The organism is Bacillus salipaludis (genome assembly GCF_004358205.1).
Genome location: NZ_SMYO01000010.1, coordinates 22,773 through 35,761, shown reverse-complemented (window position 1 = coordinate 35,761; position 12,989 = coordinate 22,773). Strand labels below are relative to the sequence as shown.

General features: G+C 38.4%; 16 protein-coding genes and 1 riboswitch. Of the genes, 11 read left to right on the top strand and 5 right to left on the bottom strand.

All coding sequences use genetic code 11. From position 1 onward, the window contains the following. The first annotated feature begins 2 nt into the window (after nt 1–2). The 8 genes from E2K98_RS20220 to E2K98_RS20185 all read left to right on the top strand — a co-directional run bounded on the left by E2K98_RS20220 (nt 3) and on the right by E2K98_RS20185 (nt 9,426). Complete coding sequence (locus E2K98_RS20220) at nt 3–1,439, top strand: amino acid permease (protein ID WP_133337327.1); 1,437 nt, start codon at nt 3–5, stop codon at nt 1,437–1,439. A 371-nt stretch (nt 1,440–1,810) separates the two neighbouring features. Continuing rightward, nucleotides 1,811–2,743 (top strand): homocysteine S-methyltransferase, encoded by a 933-nt coding sequence (gene mmuM / locus E2K98_RS20215; protein ID WP_133337325.1) that lies wholly within the window; start codon nt 1,811–1,813, stop codon nt 2,741–2,743. Between the two features lie 254 nt (nt 2,744–2,997). Then, entirely contained in the window at nt 2,998–3,846 is an 849-nt protein-coding gene (locus E2K98_RS20210; RefSeq protein ID WP_133337323.1) for a carbon-nitrogen hydrolase family protein, read from the top strand. A gap of 11 nt (nt 3,847–3,857) precedes the next feature. Further along, a complete protein-coding gene (locus E2K98_RS20205; RefSeq protein WP_133337321.1) occupies nt 3,858–4,520 on the top strand; it encodes a GNAT family N-acetyltransferase in 663 nt (220 codons plus the stop codon). Between the two features lie 17 nt (nt 4,521–4,537). Continuing rightward, complete coding sequence (locus tag E2K98_RS20200) at nt 4,538–5,209, top strand: GNAT family N-acetyltransferase (RefSeq protein WP_133337319.1); 672 nt, start codon at nt 4,538–4,540, stop codon at nt 5,207–5,209. 90 nt (nt 5,210–5,299) lie between these two features. After that, a riboswitch (SAM riboswitch) is annotated at nt 5,300–5,411 on the top strand. 70 nt (nt 5,412–5,481) lie between these two features. Continuing rightward, nucleotides 5,482–6,717, top strand: a complete 1,236-nt coding sequence (locus tag E2K98_RS20195; protein ID WP_235824879.1) for a homoserine dehydrogenase — start codon at nt 5,482–5,484, stop codon at nt 6,715–6,717. 179 nt (nt 6,718–6,896) lie between these two features. Beyond that, nucleotides 6,897–8,714, top strand: a complete 1,818-nt coding sequence (locus E2K98_RS20190; protein ID WP_133337315.1) for a glycosyltransferase — start codon at nt 6,897–6,899, stop codon at nt 8,712–8,714. 28 nt (nt 8,715–8,742) lie between these two features. After that, on the top strand, nt 8,743–9,426 hold the full coding sequence (locus E2K98_RS20185) for a glycosyltransferase (RefSeq protein ID WP_133337313.1): 684 nt from the start codon (nt 8,743–8,745) through the stop codon (nt 9,424–9,426). A 272-nt stretch (nt 9,427–9,698) separates the two neighbouring features. On the opposite strand, the gene E2K98_RS20180 is transcribed toward E2K98_RS20185, so the two are convergent. Both E2K98_RS20180 and E2K98_RS20175 read right to left on the bottom strand, forming a co-directional pair. Then, nucleotides 9,699–9,887: a YfhD family protein gene (locus tag E2K98_RS20180; protein ID WP_133337311.1), complete on the bottom strand. Its 189-nt coding sequence runs from the start codon at nt 9,885–9,887 to the stop codon at nt 9,699–9,701. Nucleotides 9,888–9,992: 105 nt separating this feature from the next. Then, complete coding sequence (locus tag E2K98_RS20175) at nt 9,993–10,127, bottom strand: YfhE family protein (RefSeq protein WP_081810689.1); 135 nt, start codon at nt 10,125–10,127, stop codon at nt 9,993–9,995. A gap of 180 nt (nt 10,128–10,307) precedes the next feature. Between E2K98_RS20175 and recX the strand changes: the two genes are divergently transcribed. After that, the gene (gene recX / locus E2K98_RS20170; protein WP_133337309.1) at nt 10,308–11,117 is read left to right on the top strand and encodes a recombination regulator RecX; all 810 of its coding nucleotides are present in this window, start codon (nt 10,308–10,310) and stop codon (nt 11,115–11,117) included. Nucleotides 11,118–11,124: 7 nt separating this feature from the next. Here recX and E2K98_RS20165 read toward each other — a convergent pair whose 3' ends face one another. Beyond that, nucleotides 11,125–11,802, bottom strand: a complete 678-nt coding sequence (locus E2K98_RS20165) for an SDR family NAD(P)-dependent oxidoreductase (RefSeq protein WP_133337307.1) — start codon at nt 11,800–11,802, stop codon at nt 11,125–11,127. Nucleotides 11,803–11,881: 79 nt separating this feature from the next. Between E2K98_RS20165 and E2K98_RS20160 the strand changes: the two genes are divergently transcribed. Continuing rightward, nucleotides 11,882–12,205, top strand: a complete 324-nt coding sequence (locus tag E2K98_RS20160; protein WP_026573508.1) for a YfhH family protein — start codon at nt 11,882–11,884, stop codon at nt 12,203–12,205. 39 nt (nt 12,206–12,244) lie between these two features. On the opposite strand, the gene E2K98_RS20155 is transcribed toward E2K98_RS20160, so the two are convergent. After that, entirely contained in the window at nt 12,245–12,388 is a 144-nt protein-coding gene (locus E2K98_RS20155) for a YpzG family protein (protein WP_133337305.1), read from the bottom strand. 12 nt (nt 12,389–12,400) lie between these two features. Further along, entirely contained in the window at nt 12,401–12,583 is a 183-nt protein-coding gene (locus E2K98_RS20150; RefSeq protein ID WP_133337303.1) for a small, acid-soluble spore protein K, read from the bottom strand. Between the two features lie 134 nt (nt 12,584–12,717). Here E2K98_RS20150 and E2K98_RS20145 point away from each other — a divergent pair, with 134 nt between their 5' ends. Beyond that, entirely contained in the window at nt 12,718–12,975 is a 258-nt protein-coding gene (locus E2K98_RS20145; RefSeq protein WP_133337301.1) for a YfhJ family protein, read from the top strand. The last annotated feature ends 14 nt before the right edge of the window (nt 12,976–12,989 follow it).

Below are 12,989 nucleotides of genomic sequence, written 5' to 3'. Positions count from 1 at the left end.
GGATGCTACAGGTAAAAAATTCTGATCAAAATCAGTTAAAACGTACAATGAAAAGCAGACATTTGTTTATGATTTCGCTAGGAGGGGTAATTGGCACAGGCCTTTTTCTAAGCACGGGCTATACCATTAATCAAGCTGGACCAGGAGGGACGATTCTCGCTTATTTGGTTGGGGCACTCATTATGTATCTTGTTATGCTTTGTCTTGGTGAATTAACTGTAGCCATGCCGGTAACCGGTTCATTTCAAACCTATGCTACAAAGTATGTCGGTCCTGCTACCGGATTTACTATTGGTGTAATGTACTGGCTTACCTGGGTTGTAACAGTAGGATCGGAATTTACCGCCTCCGGTCTATTAATGAAGAGATGGTTCCCTGATACCTCCGTTTGGATATGGAGTGCCATCTTTGCGATTGCCCTTTTTCTACTAAATGCCTTTTCAGTAAAATTTTTTGCCGAAGCAGAATTTTGGTTTGCCGGAATTAAAGTAATTACCATTATTTTATTTATCGTATTGGGGGGAGCTGCGATGTTTGGTTTCATACCAATGAAAGGCCATGCATCTGCCCCGATGCTCTCACATTTTACTGGTGAAGGAGGTCTTTTTCCTAATGGGATGCTTCCAGTTTTAATGGCTATGATTTCCGTAAACTTTGCCTTTTCAGGAACAGAGCTTATTGGAATTGCCGCTGGAGAGAGCGAAAATCCGGAAAAAGACATTCCCCGTTCCGTCAGAAATGTAATTTGGAGAACCGTTTTTTTCTTTATCGGAGCTATATTTGTATTATCTGGATTAATCTCTTGGAAAGAAGCAGGAGTTATTGAAAGTCCGTTCGTTATGGTCTTTGATAATATAGGAATTCCTTATGCAGCTGACATCATGAACTTCGTTATTCTTACAGCTTTATTATCCGTAGCAAATTCCGGTCTCTATGCATCTACTCGTATGTTATGGTCTCTTTCCAACGGAAAAACAATAAGCCCCCTCTTAGGAAAGGTAACATCAAAAGGAGTGCCGCTTAATGCGTTAATTTTAAGTATGGCAGTAGCCTGTTTGTCGTTATTCTCTAGTGTAGTTGCACCAGATACAGTTTATTTAGTGCTTGTAGCTATTTCAGGATTTGCCGTGGTTACTGTATGGATGGGAATTGTGTTATCGCAGTATATGTTTCGAAAGCGTTTTATTAAAGAGGGAGGGGATATCACACATTTGAAATTTCGTACACCTCTGTATCCCTTTGTGCCCATTACTGCTTTTGTTTTATGTTTTGCTTCTTGTGTAGGCCTTGCTTTCGATCAAAGCCAACGAATTGCTCTATATAGTGGAGTACCCTTCATTGGCTTATGCTATTTTTTCTACTATATTAAACATCGCGGAAAAAAGAATCTATTAGATTCTTATGATCAACACAATCAGTATATAGATAATATTAAGTAGAGAGGGCTTGGTTTAAAAGATCTATTAAACTGGAAAATACTATTAATAGTGTTGTGAAAAAATTCAATTAAAAATACTACAAATATCTTGCGGTTGTCAGACTGTTATTCTATTAATCCAATCCATTGCTGAATGAATTTCACCTGCCCTTGGACAGACCTCTTTCGCAGGAGGATCTGTCCTTTTTAACCAAATTCATCGCCTCGACGCTACCTAAAATCTGTTTAACTTAAGTACGGCTAAGACATTTTTCTAACTTAGGTCTATATTGATGAACTCAATGAACACTGATTATATAAGAAATAAAAAGTTCTCGTCTTTTCATCATTTCTACGGAATCACAGAAAATTAACTGTATCGGAGGTACTATAATGAATCCTATTGAAAACATATTAGAGAAATTCCCGTTAGTTATATTAGATGGTGCAATGGCAACTGAACTTGACCGTCATGGCTGTAATTTGAACGACAGTCTTTGGTCGGCAACCATACTTATCGAAAATCCTGAGCTTATCAAACAGGTACATACGGATTATTTTAAAGCGGGAGCTGACTGTGCTATCACTGCAAGTTACCAGGCAACTGTCGAAGGATTCTCCCGGCGCGGTTTAAGCGAGGCTGAAGCGCTCATTCTCATCCAGAAATCCGTGCAGATAGCCTTAAAAGCACGCGATGAATTCTGGGGAATACCCGAGAACCGCTCAAACCGGCCGAAGCCTTTAGTAGCCGGTTCTGTAGGGCCATATGGCGCATTTCTTGCTGATGGATCTGAATATCGAGGAGATTATACGTTGACCGAAGAAGAACTTATGAATTTCCATAGGCCCCGTATGAAAGCCTTGATCGATGCCGGTTCCGATATCCTGGCCTGCGAAACTATTCCATGTCTGATGGAGGCCAGAGCAATCGTTAGGTTACTAGAAGAGTTTCCCAAAACCTATGCATGGATTAGCTTCAGTGCAAAAGACGGGCTTCATATTAGTGATGGAACCCTGGTTGCTGAGTGTGCAGAATGGCTGGATAAATATGATCAAGTGGCTGCCGTCGGCATAAACTGCACGCAGCCCCAGTACATTTCTTCGCTGATAAATAAAGTGCACAGTCATACAGTTAAACCTATCATCGTATATCCAAATTTAGGCGAGCAGTACGATGCAGTCACTAAAACTTGGAATGGGGCATCATCTGATGAAACTTACGGCGACAGTACCCTTCACTGGTATGAATGCGGTGCCCGATTGATTGGTGGCTGCTGCAGGACAAAACCGGAGAATATAACGACCATTTCTGCATGGGCGAGGTAAGATATAAAAGGGCAAGGATTTTGGTTTTGGAGATTGAGTTAATGCACTTAAATGTAGTGTTTTAGGAAGTTTATAAGTTATATTAAAATATTCCAATATGATGTTAATAAGGACTTCATAAAAAGCCGCTAAAATTAGCCCAAAGAGATTTAGAAATCCTCCCCCTTTTTTATAATCATTCCCATTGAAGAAAATACCAAAATGATAGATAATTCTCATAAGTGTCATTTTAAATCAGTAACAGGGGGAGAAAAATGAAATTAAGAGTTTCAGCGGTCCAGTACCATCTGCATACCATACAATCCTTTGAAGAATTCGCCCAACAATGTGAGCATTATATAAAAACTGCTGAAGAATTTGGTGCCGAATTCGTCCTTTTTCCCGAATTCTTTACCACTCAGCTCCTATCCATCGGAAAGGGAAAGAAAATTGACGAACTTCCAAGCTTTACAGACCAATACCGTGAACTATTTTCCAACTTCGCAAAACAAACCAACATGCATATCATCGCCGGAACCCAAGTTTTGGAAAGGGACGGCAAGCTTTTTAATACCGCTCATTTATTTTATCCGGATGGAAGAATTGGCGAACAGGCGAAGCTCCATATTACACCGACTGAAGTAAACGAATGGAATATGGAAGCAGGGGAATCCTTTCAAATTTTTGAAACGGAAAAAGGGAAGATTGCAATCCTTACCTGCTACGATATTGAATTTCCAGAAATCGTACGGATGGCAAAAGCAAAGGGTGCGGATGTTATTTTCTGTCCATCCTGTACCGATGACCGTCATGGATTTCACCGCGTTCGTTACACAAGCCATGCTCGTGCGATTGAAAATCAAGTCTATGTTGTTTTAACAGGAACGGTCGGCTCCCTTCCGACGGTCGATTTTATGCGCGCAAATTTTGGCCAGGCAGCCATTATTACACCAAATGATATACCTTTTCCACCCCAAGGAATCTTAGCAGAAGGCGAAATCAATCATGACATGATCGTCACGGCTGACCTGGACCTTGAGCTCCTTTATGAAGTGAGAGACCGTGGCTCAGTCACAACTTGGCGTGACCGAAGAACGGATTTATATACGGATTGGGAAAAATAGGGGGGATCCTATTGTATCGGAGTGAATTTTATGTTTTTGATAAAAATCTGCCTGTTCCGGTGATAGTCCGCAATTACACAAAGAATGATTTTTCCCAGCTCATTGACATTCAAAAAGAATGTTTCCCACCGCCATTTCCTTCAGAATTATGGTGGAACGAGGAACAATTAATAAATCATGTAACCCTTTTTCAAGACGGAGCATTATGCGTTGAAGTGAATGGTGAATTAGCAGGATCCCTGACGGGGGTGTGCGTCGATTTTGATCCCAACCATCCAAGCCATAAGTGGGAGGAGATTACTGACCACGGCTATATCCGCAATCACCAACCGAATGGAAACACGTTGTACATTGTCGACATTGGTGTCCGCCCCAAATATCGTAAGCTGGGAATTGGTAAATTAATGATGCAGTCCATGTATCATATTGTGATTCAAAAAGGCCTTGATCGGTTGCTTGGCGGCGGGAGAATGCCGGGCTATCGTAAACTCGCAAATAAAATGACGCCGGAAGAGTATTTGCAGGCAATCATAAAGGGAGATGTTAAGGACCCTGTAATCACTTTCCTGCTGCATTGTGGCAGAGTTCCAATCGGACTTGCAGAAAACTATCTTGAGGATGAAGAATCCTGTAATTATGCTGTTTTAATGGAATGGAAAAACCCATTCAAATAAAGGGGGAATGAATGAAAATGGATTATAAACGCATTACGAGTATTAAGGATCCGAATTTTAAAAAGTTGCATCAATTAATGGGAGAAATTTTCCCCCAAGAAGAAGTATTAGAGTATGAGTTATGGAGAGAACCATTAGAGGATCCAAGTATTCGGGTGTTTGTTGCGTTACAGGAGGATGAGGTTGTAGGAGCAACTGAATATCGATATTATCCCGAATGGAATATTGCTATGACAGATTTTACGATTATCGGTAAGCCTGGGCTTGGACTTGGCCGATTCTTAGCTCAAAATAGATTAAAAGACTTAAAAAAACTAGCACTAGACAATGGAAACGAACTATTTGGTATGTTTGCTGAAATCTATGACCCGTATCGTGTTCAAAATCACGAGTTTGGCGGAGTAAAAGTGATGGATCCTTATGTTCGCAGGGAGGTATTGTCTCATTTGGGCTACAAACGTCTTGACCTTTCCTATGTCCACCCTTCATGGGAGAATAATGGCGAAGCGGTAAAAGGATTGGATTTATGCTTTATGCCAATGGATGATGAATTGGAACATTTACAGGCAGCTTTAGTAGTAGAGTTTCTGACTACCTATTACTCAATTCTTTCAAATAAACCTAAAGAATGGCTTGAAATGATTAATCAAGTGAAGGAACGGGACATAATTTCTTTATTACCCCTGTAAAAGGAATTTTCAAAAAAGATTGACAGCTTTGCAGGAATCAACTACAATTTCATTCATAACATGGAAATTCAACTAACAATTTTATAAATACTCTTATCCAGAGCGGCGGAGGGACTAGGCCCGATGAAGCCCGGCAACCTTCAAGGTAATCCTTGAAAAGGTGCTAATTCCTGCAGGTTATGTTTAACCTGAAAGATAAGAGGAGGATGACGACCCTCTTCTTATGAAGAGGGTTTTCTTTTTTCCATTTTTTAATAGCGGGGGGATCAATCATGACAGTAAAGGTAGCCATTTTAGGGTTCGGAACAGTAGGCGAAGGAGTTTATCGAACCATTCAAACACATGAAAGTGAACTGGAAGCACTATTGGGAAAGAAAGTGGAGGTTGCGGCCGTTCTAATTAAAAATAATCAAAAAGAAAGAAAAATCGCAAAGGATGTTCTTATCACAACGGATTTCAATGAAATTATCAATCTTTCACAACTTGATATTGTGGTTGATGCGATTGTGGGCAAAGACCCAGCCTTTAACTATTTAAAACAAGCAATTGAAAGAGGCTGCCATATTATTACTGCGAACAAAGAAATGTTTGCACACCATGGAAAAGAGCTATTGGATCTTGCTGAAGAACACCAAGTATCGATTGGCTTTGAAGCGACTGTTGCGGGTGGAGTTCCAATCATTCAAACCTTAAGACAATTGTTAAAGGTCAATCGTGTTCAGCAAATTCAAGGAATTGTTAACGGGACATCTAATTTCATTTTGACTGAAATGCGTGAGAAAAAGCAGTCATTTGCTGATGCCTTAAAATTGGCTCAGGAAAAGGGATTTGCGGAAGCAGACCCAACCAATGATGTGGAAGGCTTTGATGCTTTTTATAAATTAATGGTTTTAAGCAGAGTGGCCTTTGGAAATGCACCGAATTGGAAGGCTGTGGAACGAGTTGGAATCACTTCTATTACAAGTGACTTAATTGAAACGGCAGACCAGCTTGGTTTTCGGTTCAAGCATGTTGTGAGTATTCAAAAAGAAGGGGATAAACTTATTGGAAGTGTAAGGCCAGTGCTTGTCAGTAAGTCCCATCCATTCTATCATGTGGAAGGGGTAGAAAATGCGGTAAATGTATTCTCAGACATCGTGGGCAGGATAACTCTGCAAGGTCCTGGCGCGGGAATGTTTCCGACCGCAAGTGCAGTTATCGAGGACCTAGTTTATGTAAGCCAAAGTAATCAGCAAAATAAGCTTCAGACTAATCCTGTAATAGAAGTTTTACCCCTTGCTGCCGGTTCAGTAAATAATTTCTGGCTAATAAGCGGGGTGAGTAAAACGGAATTAAGCCCATCCATCCACCCTGTAGATCAAGTGTCAGATCAAACTTTTATTGTGGAGACCACTGATGAGGAGATCTTACAGAAAGCTAAAGAGTTTCCATCATTAAGTTATTACCCAATCCTGGATGGAACGCAAATCCTTCAAAATAAAAAAGAATACCTAACCGTTACAATATAAAAAATTTCCTTAGACAGCAGGCCTTATTTTGAGGCTGCTGTCTTATTTTTTTTATGAAAAAATAAAAACCAACAGATAAATGGGAGATAGTCTAGTCCAATTTATACCCTTGTACATATTGTGTAAAAGCTATACTAAATCGGACGTGGTTTAGCATAAAGAAGGAAAAGGGGTGCAACATGTCAGGAAACATCACTGACCGATTGATCAGAAATATAAAAAATTCGTTTACCTATGAATTTATGGTTAAGCCTGGAAACATACATCAAATCGATAAACAGTCCAGGGAAGTTCCAGTAAACAGCAATGGAAAAAATTATATTATTGGGCCTGCTAGAGGAGAGGACCAAAATAGCTCCGGAATCTTCGTCTCCATTGGCATGAATGGAGTATCTGTCTATGAATATACACAAAACAATATTTACGCCACTTTAGTTTATGAGACCTCCATTAATGAGTGGGTACATGTGGCAGTTGTTTATAAGGAGAAAAGACCCTTTCTTTTCATAAATGGTACTTTCGTAAAAGAAGGGGAAAAGAGTCCTAAAAAGTATGTCTCTCCATCAGGTTCCATTGTTTATCCGCCTGGAGTGTTCTTTATAGGGGATATTAAAGAAGTTAGAATTTGGAATCATTGCAGAAGCGAAAATCAGCTGAAAGTAAATATGAATGTTAGAATGAAGGGGCGAGAGAACGGTCTATATGCCATTTGGCCTAAAAAAATCACTAGAGAAATTAAGAGAGAACCAGTATCAGCGAATAATGAAACAAAGACTGATAATTATAGAGGTTTGACGAATAATCAGAATAAAAAAATAGAGGTAAGTATTATTATCCCTTCCTACAATAAGTATCCACTAAACCTATTCACCCTATATTCTCTTGAAAACCAGACATTCAATTCGGAAAAAATGGAAGTTATTTTCATTGATGATGCCTCTACAGATCAAACCGAAGACTCCCTTAAAAACTATCAAGCGCCATATCAATTCAAATATATTCGAAACAATGAAAATCTTGGAAGGGCAAAGGTGCGCAACTTAGGAATTCAAGCATCGAGTGGAAACATCCTGATATTTTTAGACGCTGAAATGCTTGTTGACCCTAATTTTGTTACCAATCACGTTAAGTATCACCAAGCAAAAAGTAATCTTATTATGTCTGGGGTTATGTATTCTAGGAATATAATTACTTGTATTTTTCCAAAATATGATCGTGATAAACTTGGCCAAATCGCTGAGATGGTAAAAGGGAATGAAAACCTTAAAAGTAAATTCGATAATTATGAAAAAACAACTGAAAAGCCTTATCCTCTCATTAATAAAAGTGATATTACAAATCAGGCCTATGGTGCTTTAATTAAGGATGCGAACTCGTGGTTTCGCAACCTTACCAGCAAATATGGAACGGATTTAGAAGGGTTTGAATTTCCATGGATGGCCTTCCTGACAGGGAATGTTTCTTTGAGAAGAGAGCTTTTAAATAAAGCAGGGGTTTTTGATGAGGAATTTGTGAAATACGGTTATGAAGACTGGGAATTAGGATACCGCTTATATAAGGCAGGGGCGAAGTATCTTAATGCCGAGAATGTTATATCCTATCACCAAGAACATCCAGTCGCAAAAAGCAAGTGGAAAGAGGCCATCGAGAATTATCATTTATTTATTAAGAAGCATCATGAAGTGGACATCCTTATTCTTGGTTTAGAACTATCGAGGATAACGGGTTTAACAACCATGAATGATATTCTGCAAGAATATAAGAATTTGGTTGAAAAATACGGCGATAAAACCAAAAAATTTCAAAACAGATTCATCTTGGTCCTTGAAACGATTGCGATCTTACTGAAAGTGGATATTCGCCATTTTAATATTTTAGGAGCTGCCGGTTTTGGAATAGACCAAATAAACGGCCTTAAATCTGATCTCCGGAAACTAAGTAACCTAGGCAAATATAAAAACCTGGCTAATTTCATTGAAAAAGTTATTGCTTCCTAAAAGCATTCGGAAGGAAAGGAGGAGAAAAATGGTTTCCATTATTACTTGTACCATAAGAGATGAATTTATCAATAATGTATTTAAAAATTATCAACAGCAAACATGGAAGGATAAAGAGTTAATCATTGTCCTTAATAAGGATTCAATGAGTATAGACAAATGGATGGAAAAAGCAAAGAATTACCCAAATGTACGTGTTTTTCAACTTCATGAAAAAGCAACATTGGGAGATTGCTTAAATTTTGGGGTTTTAAAGGCAACTCATGATATTATTGCTAAATTCGATGATGACGATTATTATGGCCCAGAGTATATTACCAGTTCCATGCAGGCCTTTAAAAACGAAAAGGTTTCGATTGCCGGCAAAGGTTCATATTATATTTATTTTAAGAATAAAAAGGCCTTGGTCTTAGTCCCTGGTGAAGAAAATTCATTCTCAGACACGGTTGCCGGAGCAACGTTAATGTTTCGAAAAGCAGTTAGTGAAAAGGTTCAATTTGAAAAAGTAAATCGTGCGGAGGATTACTTTTTTATCGATCAATGTAAAAAAGCCGGCTTTGAAATTTATTCTACTGATTGTTTTCATTTTGCAGTAGTCCGTCACGATACAGAAAAACATACCTGGAAGGTGTCGGATGAGGATTTTATGGGGTGGGGGGATATCGTAGCCCATACCGAAGATTTTTACCCAATTGTCTCGAATTCCAATTAATGTTTATTTTAAATTGTAATAAATGAATGAAAATTCATTTATTAACTGTACTATCCACATCAAAGGTCCTATATTATAAGCATTCCACAAACTTATGCACATTATCCACAGGGTTACCCACAAAATTTGTTAACAAAATGTGAAAAGCTTTATAGCTTGTATTTTAAGAGGTTTTTACGCTGAATCCACATTATCCACATTATCCACAAAATAGAACGAAAAAGAAGCAGGGCACCTGCTTCTTTTTCAAATTCAAACTTTTTTAAAAGAGGTTAGCTATTTCTTTTGGTATTTACACGCTGATTTGCTGCATTTGCTCGTGCTTGTGCCTCTAAATCTGCCTGATCGGCTAATTCAGCAGAATACTCTTCATCGATTCCATCTGATTTAAGATTTTTTGGCACCTGTGGAAGTGATGCTTTATTTTTACCACGAGACCCATGCCCACGTGAACGACCCATTACGAAAACCCCTTTCATTGATAACTTTCAGGAACCTCCTTGGTTCCTTTCTTAGTGTTAGCAAAAAACAAAGGGCCATGAATGGGAAATGCTTCAAAGTTTTAATTACAGTCTGGTTTTTCTGTCTGAAAATCCTCCAGCCCGATCTGCCATTTTAAATTCCCTTTGATAGCTTACTTCCTGCATACTGGTTAAGGAATATTTTCCCCGATCCTTATCCTTTTTCTTTTTTTCCGCCATATTTGCTCATTCCTTTCAACATATTTTTGCTAAATGTCATTAAGCGTAGTGGATTTTAATTAAGCACAATATGTACTTATTTCCATTTTTACCTTATAGGGGAGGAATGATACTGTGTATTTTCAATTCTTTGCGATATTTCATGAAAAACATGGTAAAGTAGTATTGAGGTGAGGAAAAATGGCAATCATTACGAAAATCACCACGCAGCAGAAAAATCAGGATCGCTATAATGTTTTTATGGATTATGGAAAAGGCGAGGAATTTGCATTTAGTGTTGATAGTGATGTCTTAATAAAATTTCAGCTAAAAAAGGGTATGGAGCTCGATGACTTTTCCTTTCTAGAAATTCAGTATCAGGACGATATTCGTAAAGCTTATCATCATGCTATCCAATATTTATCCAAAAGAATGCGGTCCGAAAAAGAAATAATGGATTATTTAACGAAAAAAGAAATTGATGAGCCCATTATTAACGAGGTTCTTTATAAATTAACCTCCCAAAAATATATTGATGACTGGGAATATGCTCACGCATTTGTCAGAACCCAAGTAAATACAACCGACAAGGGACCAGATTTAATTTGGTTGGAATTAAAAGACAGGGGAATAAAAGAGGACTTTGCAAGACAAGCCCTACAGGATTTTCCTTATGAACTGCAGGTTGAAAAAGCTTCGATACTTGCTAGGAAATTTTTTGAAAAGAATACAAAGGACTCTGAGCGGATTGTAAAGCAAAAGCTTGAAGGATTACTGCTTCGAAAAGGGTATCCATTTGGGATTATTCAAATTGCTGTAAATGAAAGTGAACTGGACAAGGATAATGATGCAGAAATGGATGCAATCAGGTTTCAAGGAGAAAAGGTTTATCGGAAATACTGTCATTTTAGCGGTTTTGAGTATAAACAAAAGATGAAACAAGCCCTATATCGAAAAGGTTTTTCGATGGATTTAATTGAAAAATTCTTAGCCGAAAAAGAAGAATCATGACAAAATGTCATGATTTTTTGCTTTCAATGATAATGGAATCTTGATTGATTTGTTGGACAATTATTTCAGCTACTTCTCTTGGGGAACGGAAACGGGAAGGGTCTTTCACATGATTGCCCTCATTCCAAAATGGAGTATTCATACCACCCATGTAAACGGCGGTAAATTGGATCTTGCTTCCCTCAAATTCTTTTTGAAGACTTTCAGTAAAGCCGCGTATCGCAAATTTACTAGCTGCATAAATGGCTTCATTAACCTTACCGCGAAGCCCGGCTGTTGAAATAATATTGATAATTTTTCCTTCACCTCGATGAATCAAGTAGGGTAAAACTGATTTTGTCATCAGGATGGTTCCAAGAACATTCGTGTCCAGCATCTCCGCAATTTCCTGCTGTGTCATCTCCGGGAAAGGCCCAAAATGTCCTACTCCTGCGTTGTTGACCAATCCATAAATTTCATAAGACTGGCTAATATCAGCGATTTTTTCTTGTACCTCTTTATGGTTACGAATATCTAATTGGAGATAATCTGCACTCCCGCCAGTTGCTTCAATTTCCGTTTTCGTGCTCCTTAATTTTTCTTCGTTCCGCCCCGTTAATATCAGATGATAATTTTGCTCAGAAAATAATAAGGCCATTTCTTTCCCTAACCCTGAACCAGCACCGGTAACCATGATTGTTTTCATTTGCTAAACTCCTTTATTAATTCTACAAAAATAATTATACTTAAATGTGGTGGATAACGAAACTTTGGGAGTGGATTACATGCACCAGGAGAAACGATATAGTGAATTGAGCGAACATGAATTACGCCAAGAAATTGCGACTCTTCAGGAGAAAGCACGGAAAGCGGAGCAATTAGGAAGGGTAAATGAGTTTGCTGTCCTTGAAAGGAAAGTATTGATGGCTCGTGCCTATTTAATAAGTCCCGATTCCTTTGAGCCGGGTGAAATTTATGAACTTGAAGGGGATCCGGGGCAATATTTTAAGATCGATTATCTAAATGGAGTTTTTGCCTGGGGATACCGTTTGAAAGGTGATGGAAAAGAAGAAGCTGTGCCAATTTCCATGTTAAGGCGGGTAAAATAAAACACAAACCAGAGAGCAGCTCTCTGGTTTGGTTGTTTTCTAGGACTGCTTTCTGGTTTGGTGCTTTAAAATAATGAGGTCTTGGGTAAGTTTGCTTTCGCCATTTATCTGAGAATGTTGGTGTTTTGCACTCGCCCATGGTGTTGAAAATGGCTTATTTTGAAAAAATTTCTGTTTACCCATAGTAACGCCTCCCTAGGTTAAAGAATCAGGTGTATCATTATCATTGGCACGCTGACCAGAAGCCCGCATCCGTTCCTGTGGATGCGTATTAGTGGTTCCATCTGCTCTTTTTGAAGCATACTCTGCTTTTGCTCTTGGCTCTCCCTCTAACTTATTGTTATTTTGGTTTGGGAAATTTTTTGCTTTGTTTCTCATGCTATACCTCCATCTAAAGGAATGAGAAATCGTGAAAAGCAAAGCATCCAAAAGATCAATGCTAACCACGTAACAATATTATTTGCTTAATTAGATTCAGTTATGTTATAAGAAAATGGCAAAGGAGTGAATGTATGAACGAGTATCATGAGCGATTAATCGATTATTTGCTGGCTAAAAATAACCAACTCACCTATGACGAGGCCCAAACATGGATTGAATTATTATGGGATGATTTTGAAACGACCTCAGCAAAAGCAGGCAGAGACTATCTTGGCAGCGAAATGACGGAGCGGATTGTAAAACAATGGATTGAAAATTATGGAAATCGACTTCATGACTTTATCGCAACGAATCCGAAATATAAGGATTTTATAAATAAAAAGCGATGACAAAATAAAATGTC

What these genes read in the sequence shown, in the direction of transcription:
- E2K98_RS20155 (WP_133337305.1), bottom strand. Translation starts at nt 12,388, where the DNA reads ATGGGTAAACAGAAATTTTTTCAAAATAAGCCATTTTCAACACCATGG.
- E2K98_RS20180 (WP_133337311.1), bottom strand. Translation starts at nt 9,887, where the DNA reads ATGGGTCGTTCACGTGGGCATGGGTCTCGTGGTAAAAATAAAGCATCA.
- E2K98_RS20150 (WP_133337303.1), bottom strand. Translation starts at nt 12,583, where the DNA reads ATGAGAAACAAAGCAAAAAATTTCCCAAACCAAAATAACAATAAGTTA.
- E2K98_RS20220 (WP_133337327.1), top strand. Translation starts at nt 3, where the DNA reads ATGCTACAGGTAAAAAATTCTGATCAAAATCAGTTAAAACGTACAATG.
- E2K98_RS20165 (WP_133337307.1), bottom strand. Translation starts at nt 11,802, where the DNA reads ATGAAAACAATCATGGTTACCGGTGCTGGTTCAGGGTTAGGGAAAGAA.
- mmuM (WP_133337325.1), top strand. Translation starts at nt 1,811, where the DNA reads ATGAATCCTATTGAAAACATATTAGAGAAATTCCCGTTAGTTATATTA.
- E2K98_RS20160 (WP_026573508.1), top strand. Translation starts at nt 11,882, where the DNA reads ATGCACCAGGAGAAACGATATAGTGAATTGAGCGAACATGAATTACGC.
- E2K98_RS20210 (WP_133337323.1), top strand. Translation starts at nt 2,998, where the DNA reads ATGAAATTAAGAGTTTCAGCGGTCCAGTACCATCTGCATACCATACAA.
- recX (WP_133337309.1), top strand. Translation starts at nt 10,308, where the DNA reads ATGGCAATCATTACGAAAATCACCACGCAGCAGAAAAATCAGGATCGC.
- E2K98_RS20200 (WP_133337319.1), top strand. Translation starts at nt 4,538, where the DNA reads ATGGATTATAAACGCATTACGAGTATTAAGGATCCGAATTTTAAAAAG.
- E2K98_RS20145 (WP_133337301.1), top strand. Translation starts at nt 12,718, where the DNA reads ATGAACGAGTATCATGAGCGATTAATCGATTATTTGCTGGCTAAAAAT.
- E2K98_RS20195 (WP_235824879.1), top strand. Translation starts at nt 5,482, where the DNA reads ATGACAGTAAAGGTAGCCATTTTAGGGTTCGGAACAGTAGGCGAAGGA.
- E2K98_RS20185 (WP_133337313.1), top strand. Translation starts at nt 8,743, where the DNA reads ATGGTTTCCATTATTACTTGTACCATAAGAGATGAATTTATCAATAAT.
- E2K98_RS20175 (WP_081810689.1), bottom strand. Translation starts at nt 10,127, where the DNA reads ATGGCGGAAAAAAAGAAAAAGGATAAGGATCGGGGAAAATATTCCTTA.
- E2K98_RS20190 (WP_133337315.1), top strand. Translation starts at nt 6,897, where the DNA reads ATGTCAGGAAACATCACTGACCGATTGATCAGAAATATAAAAAATTCG.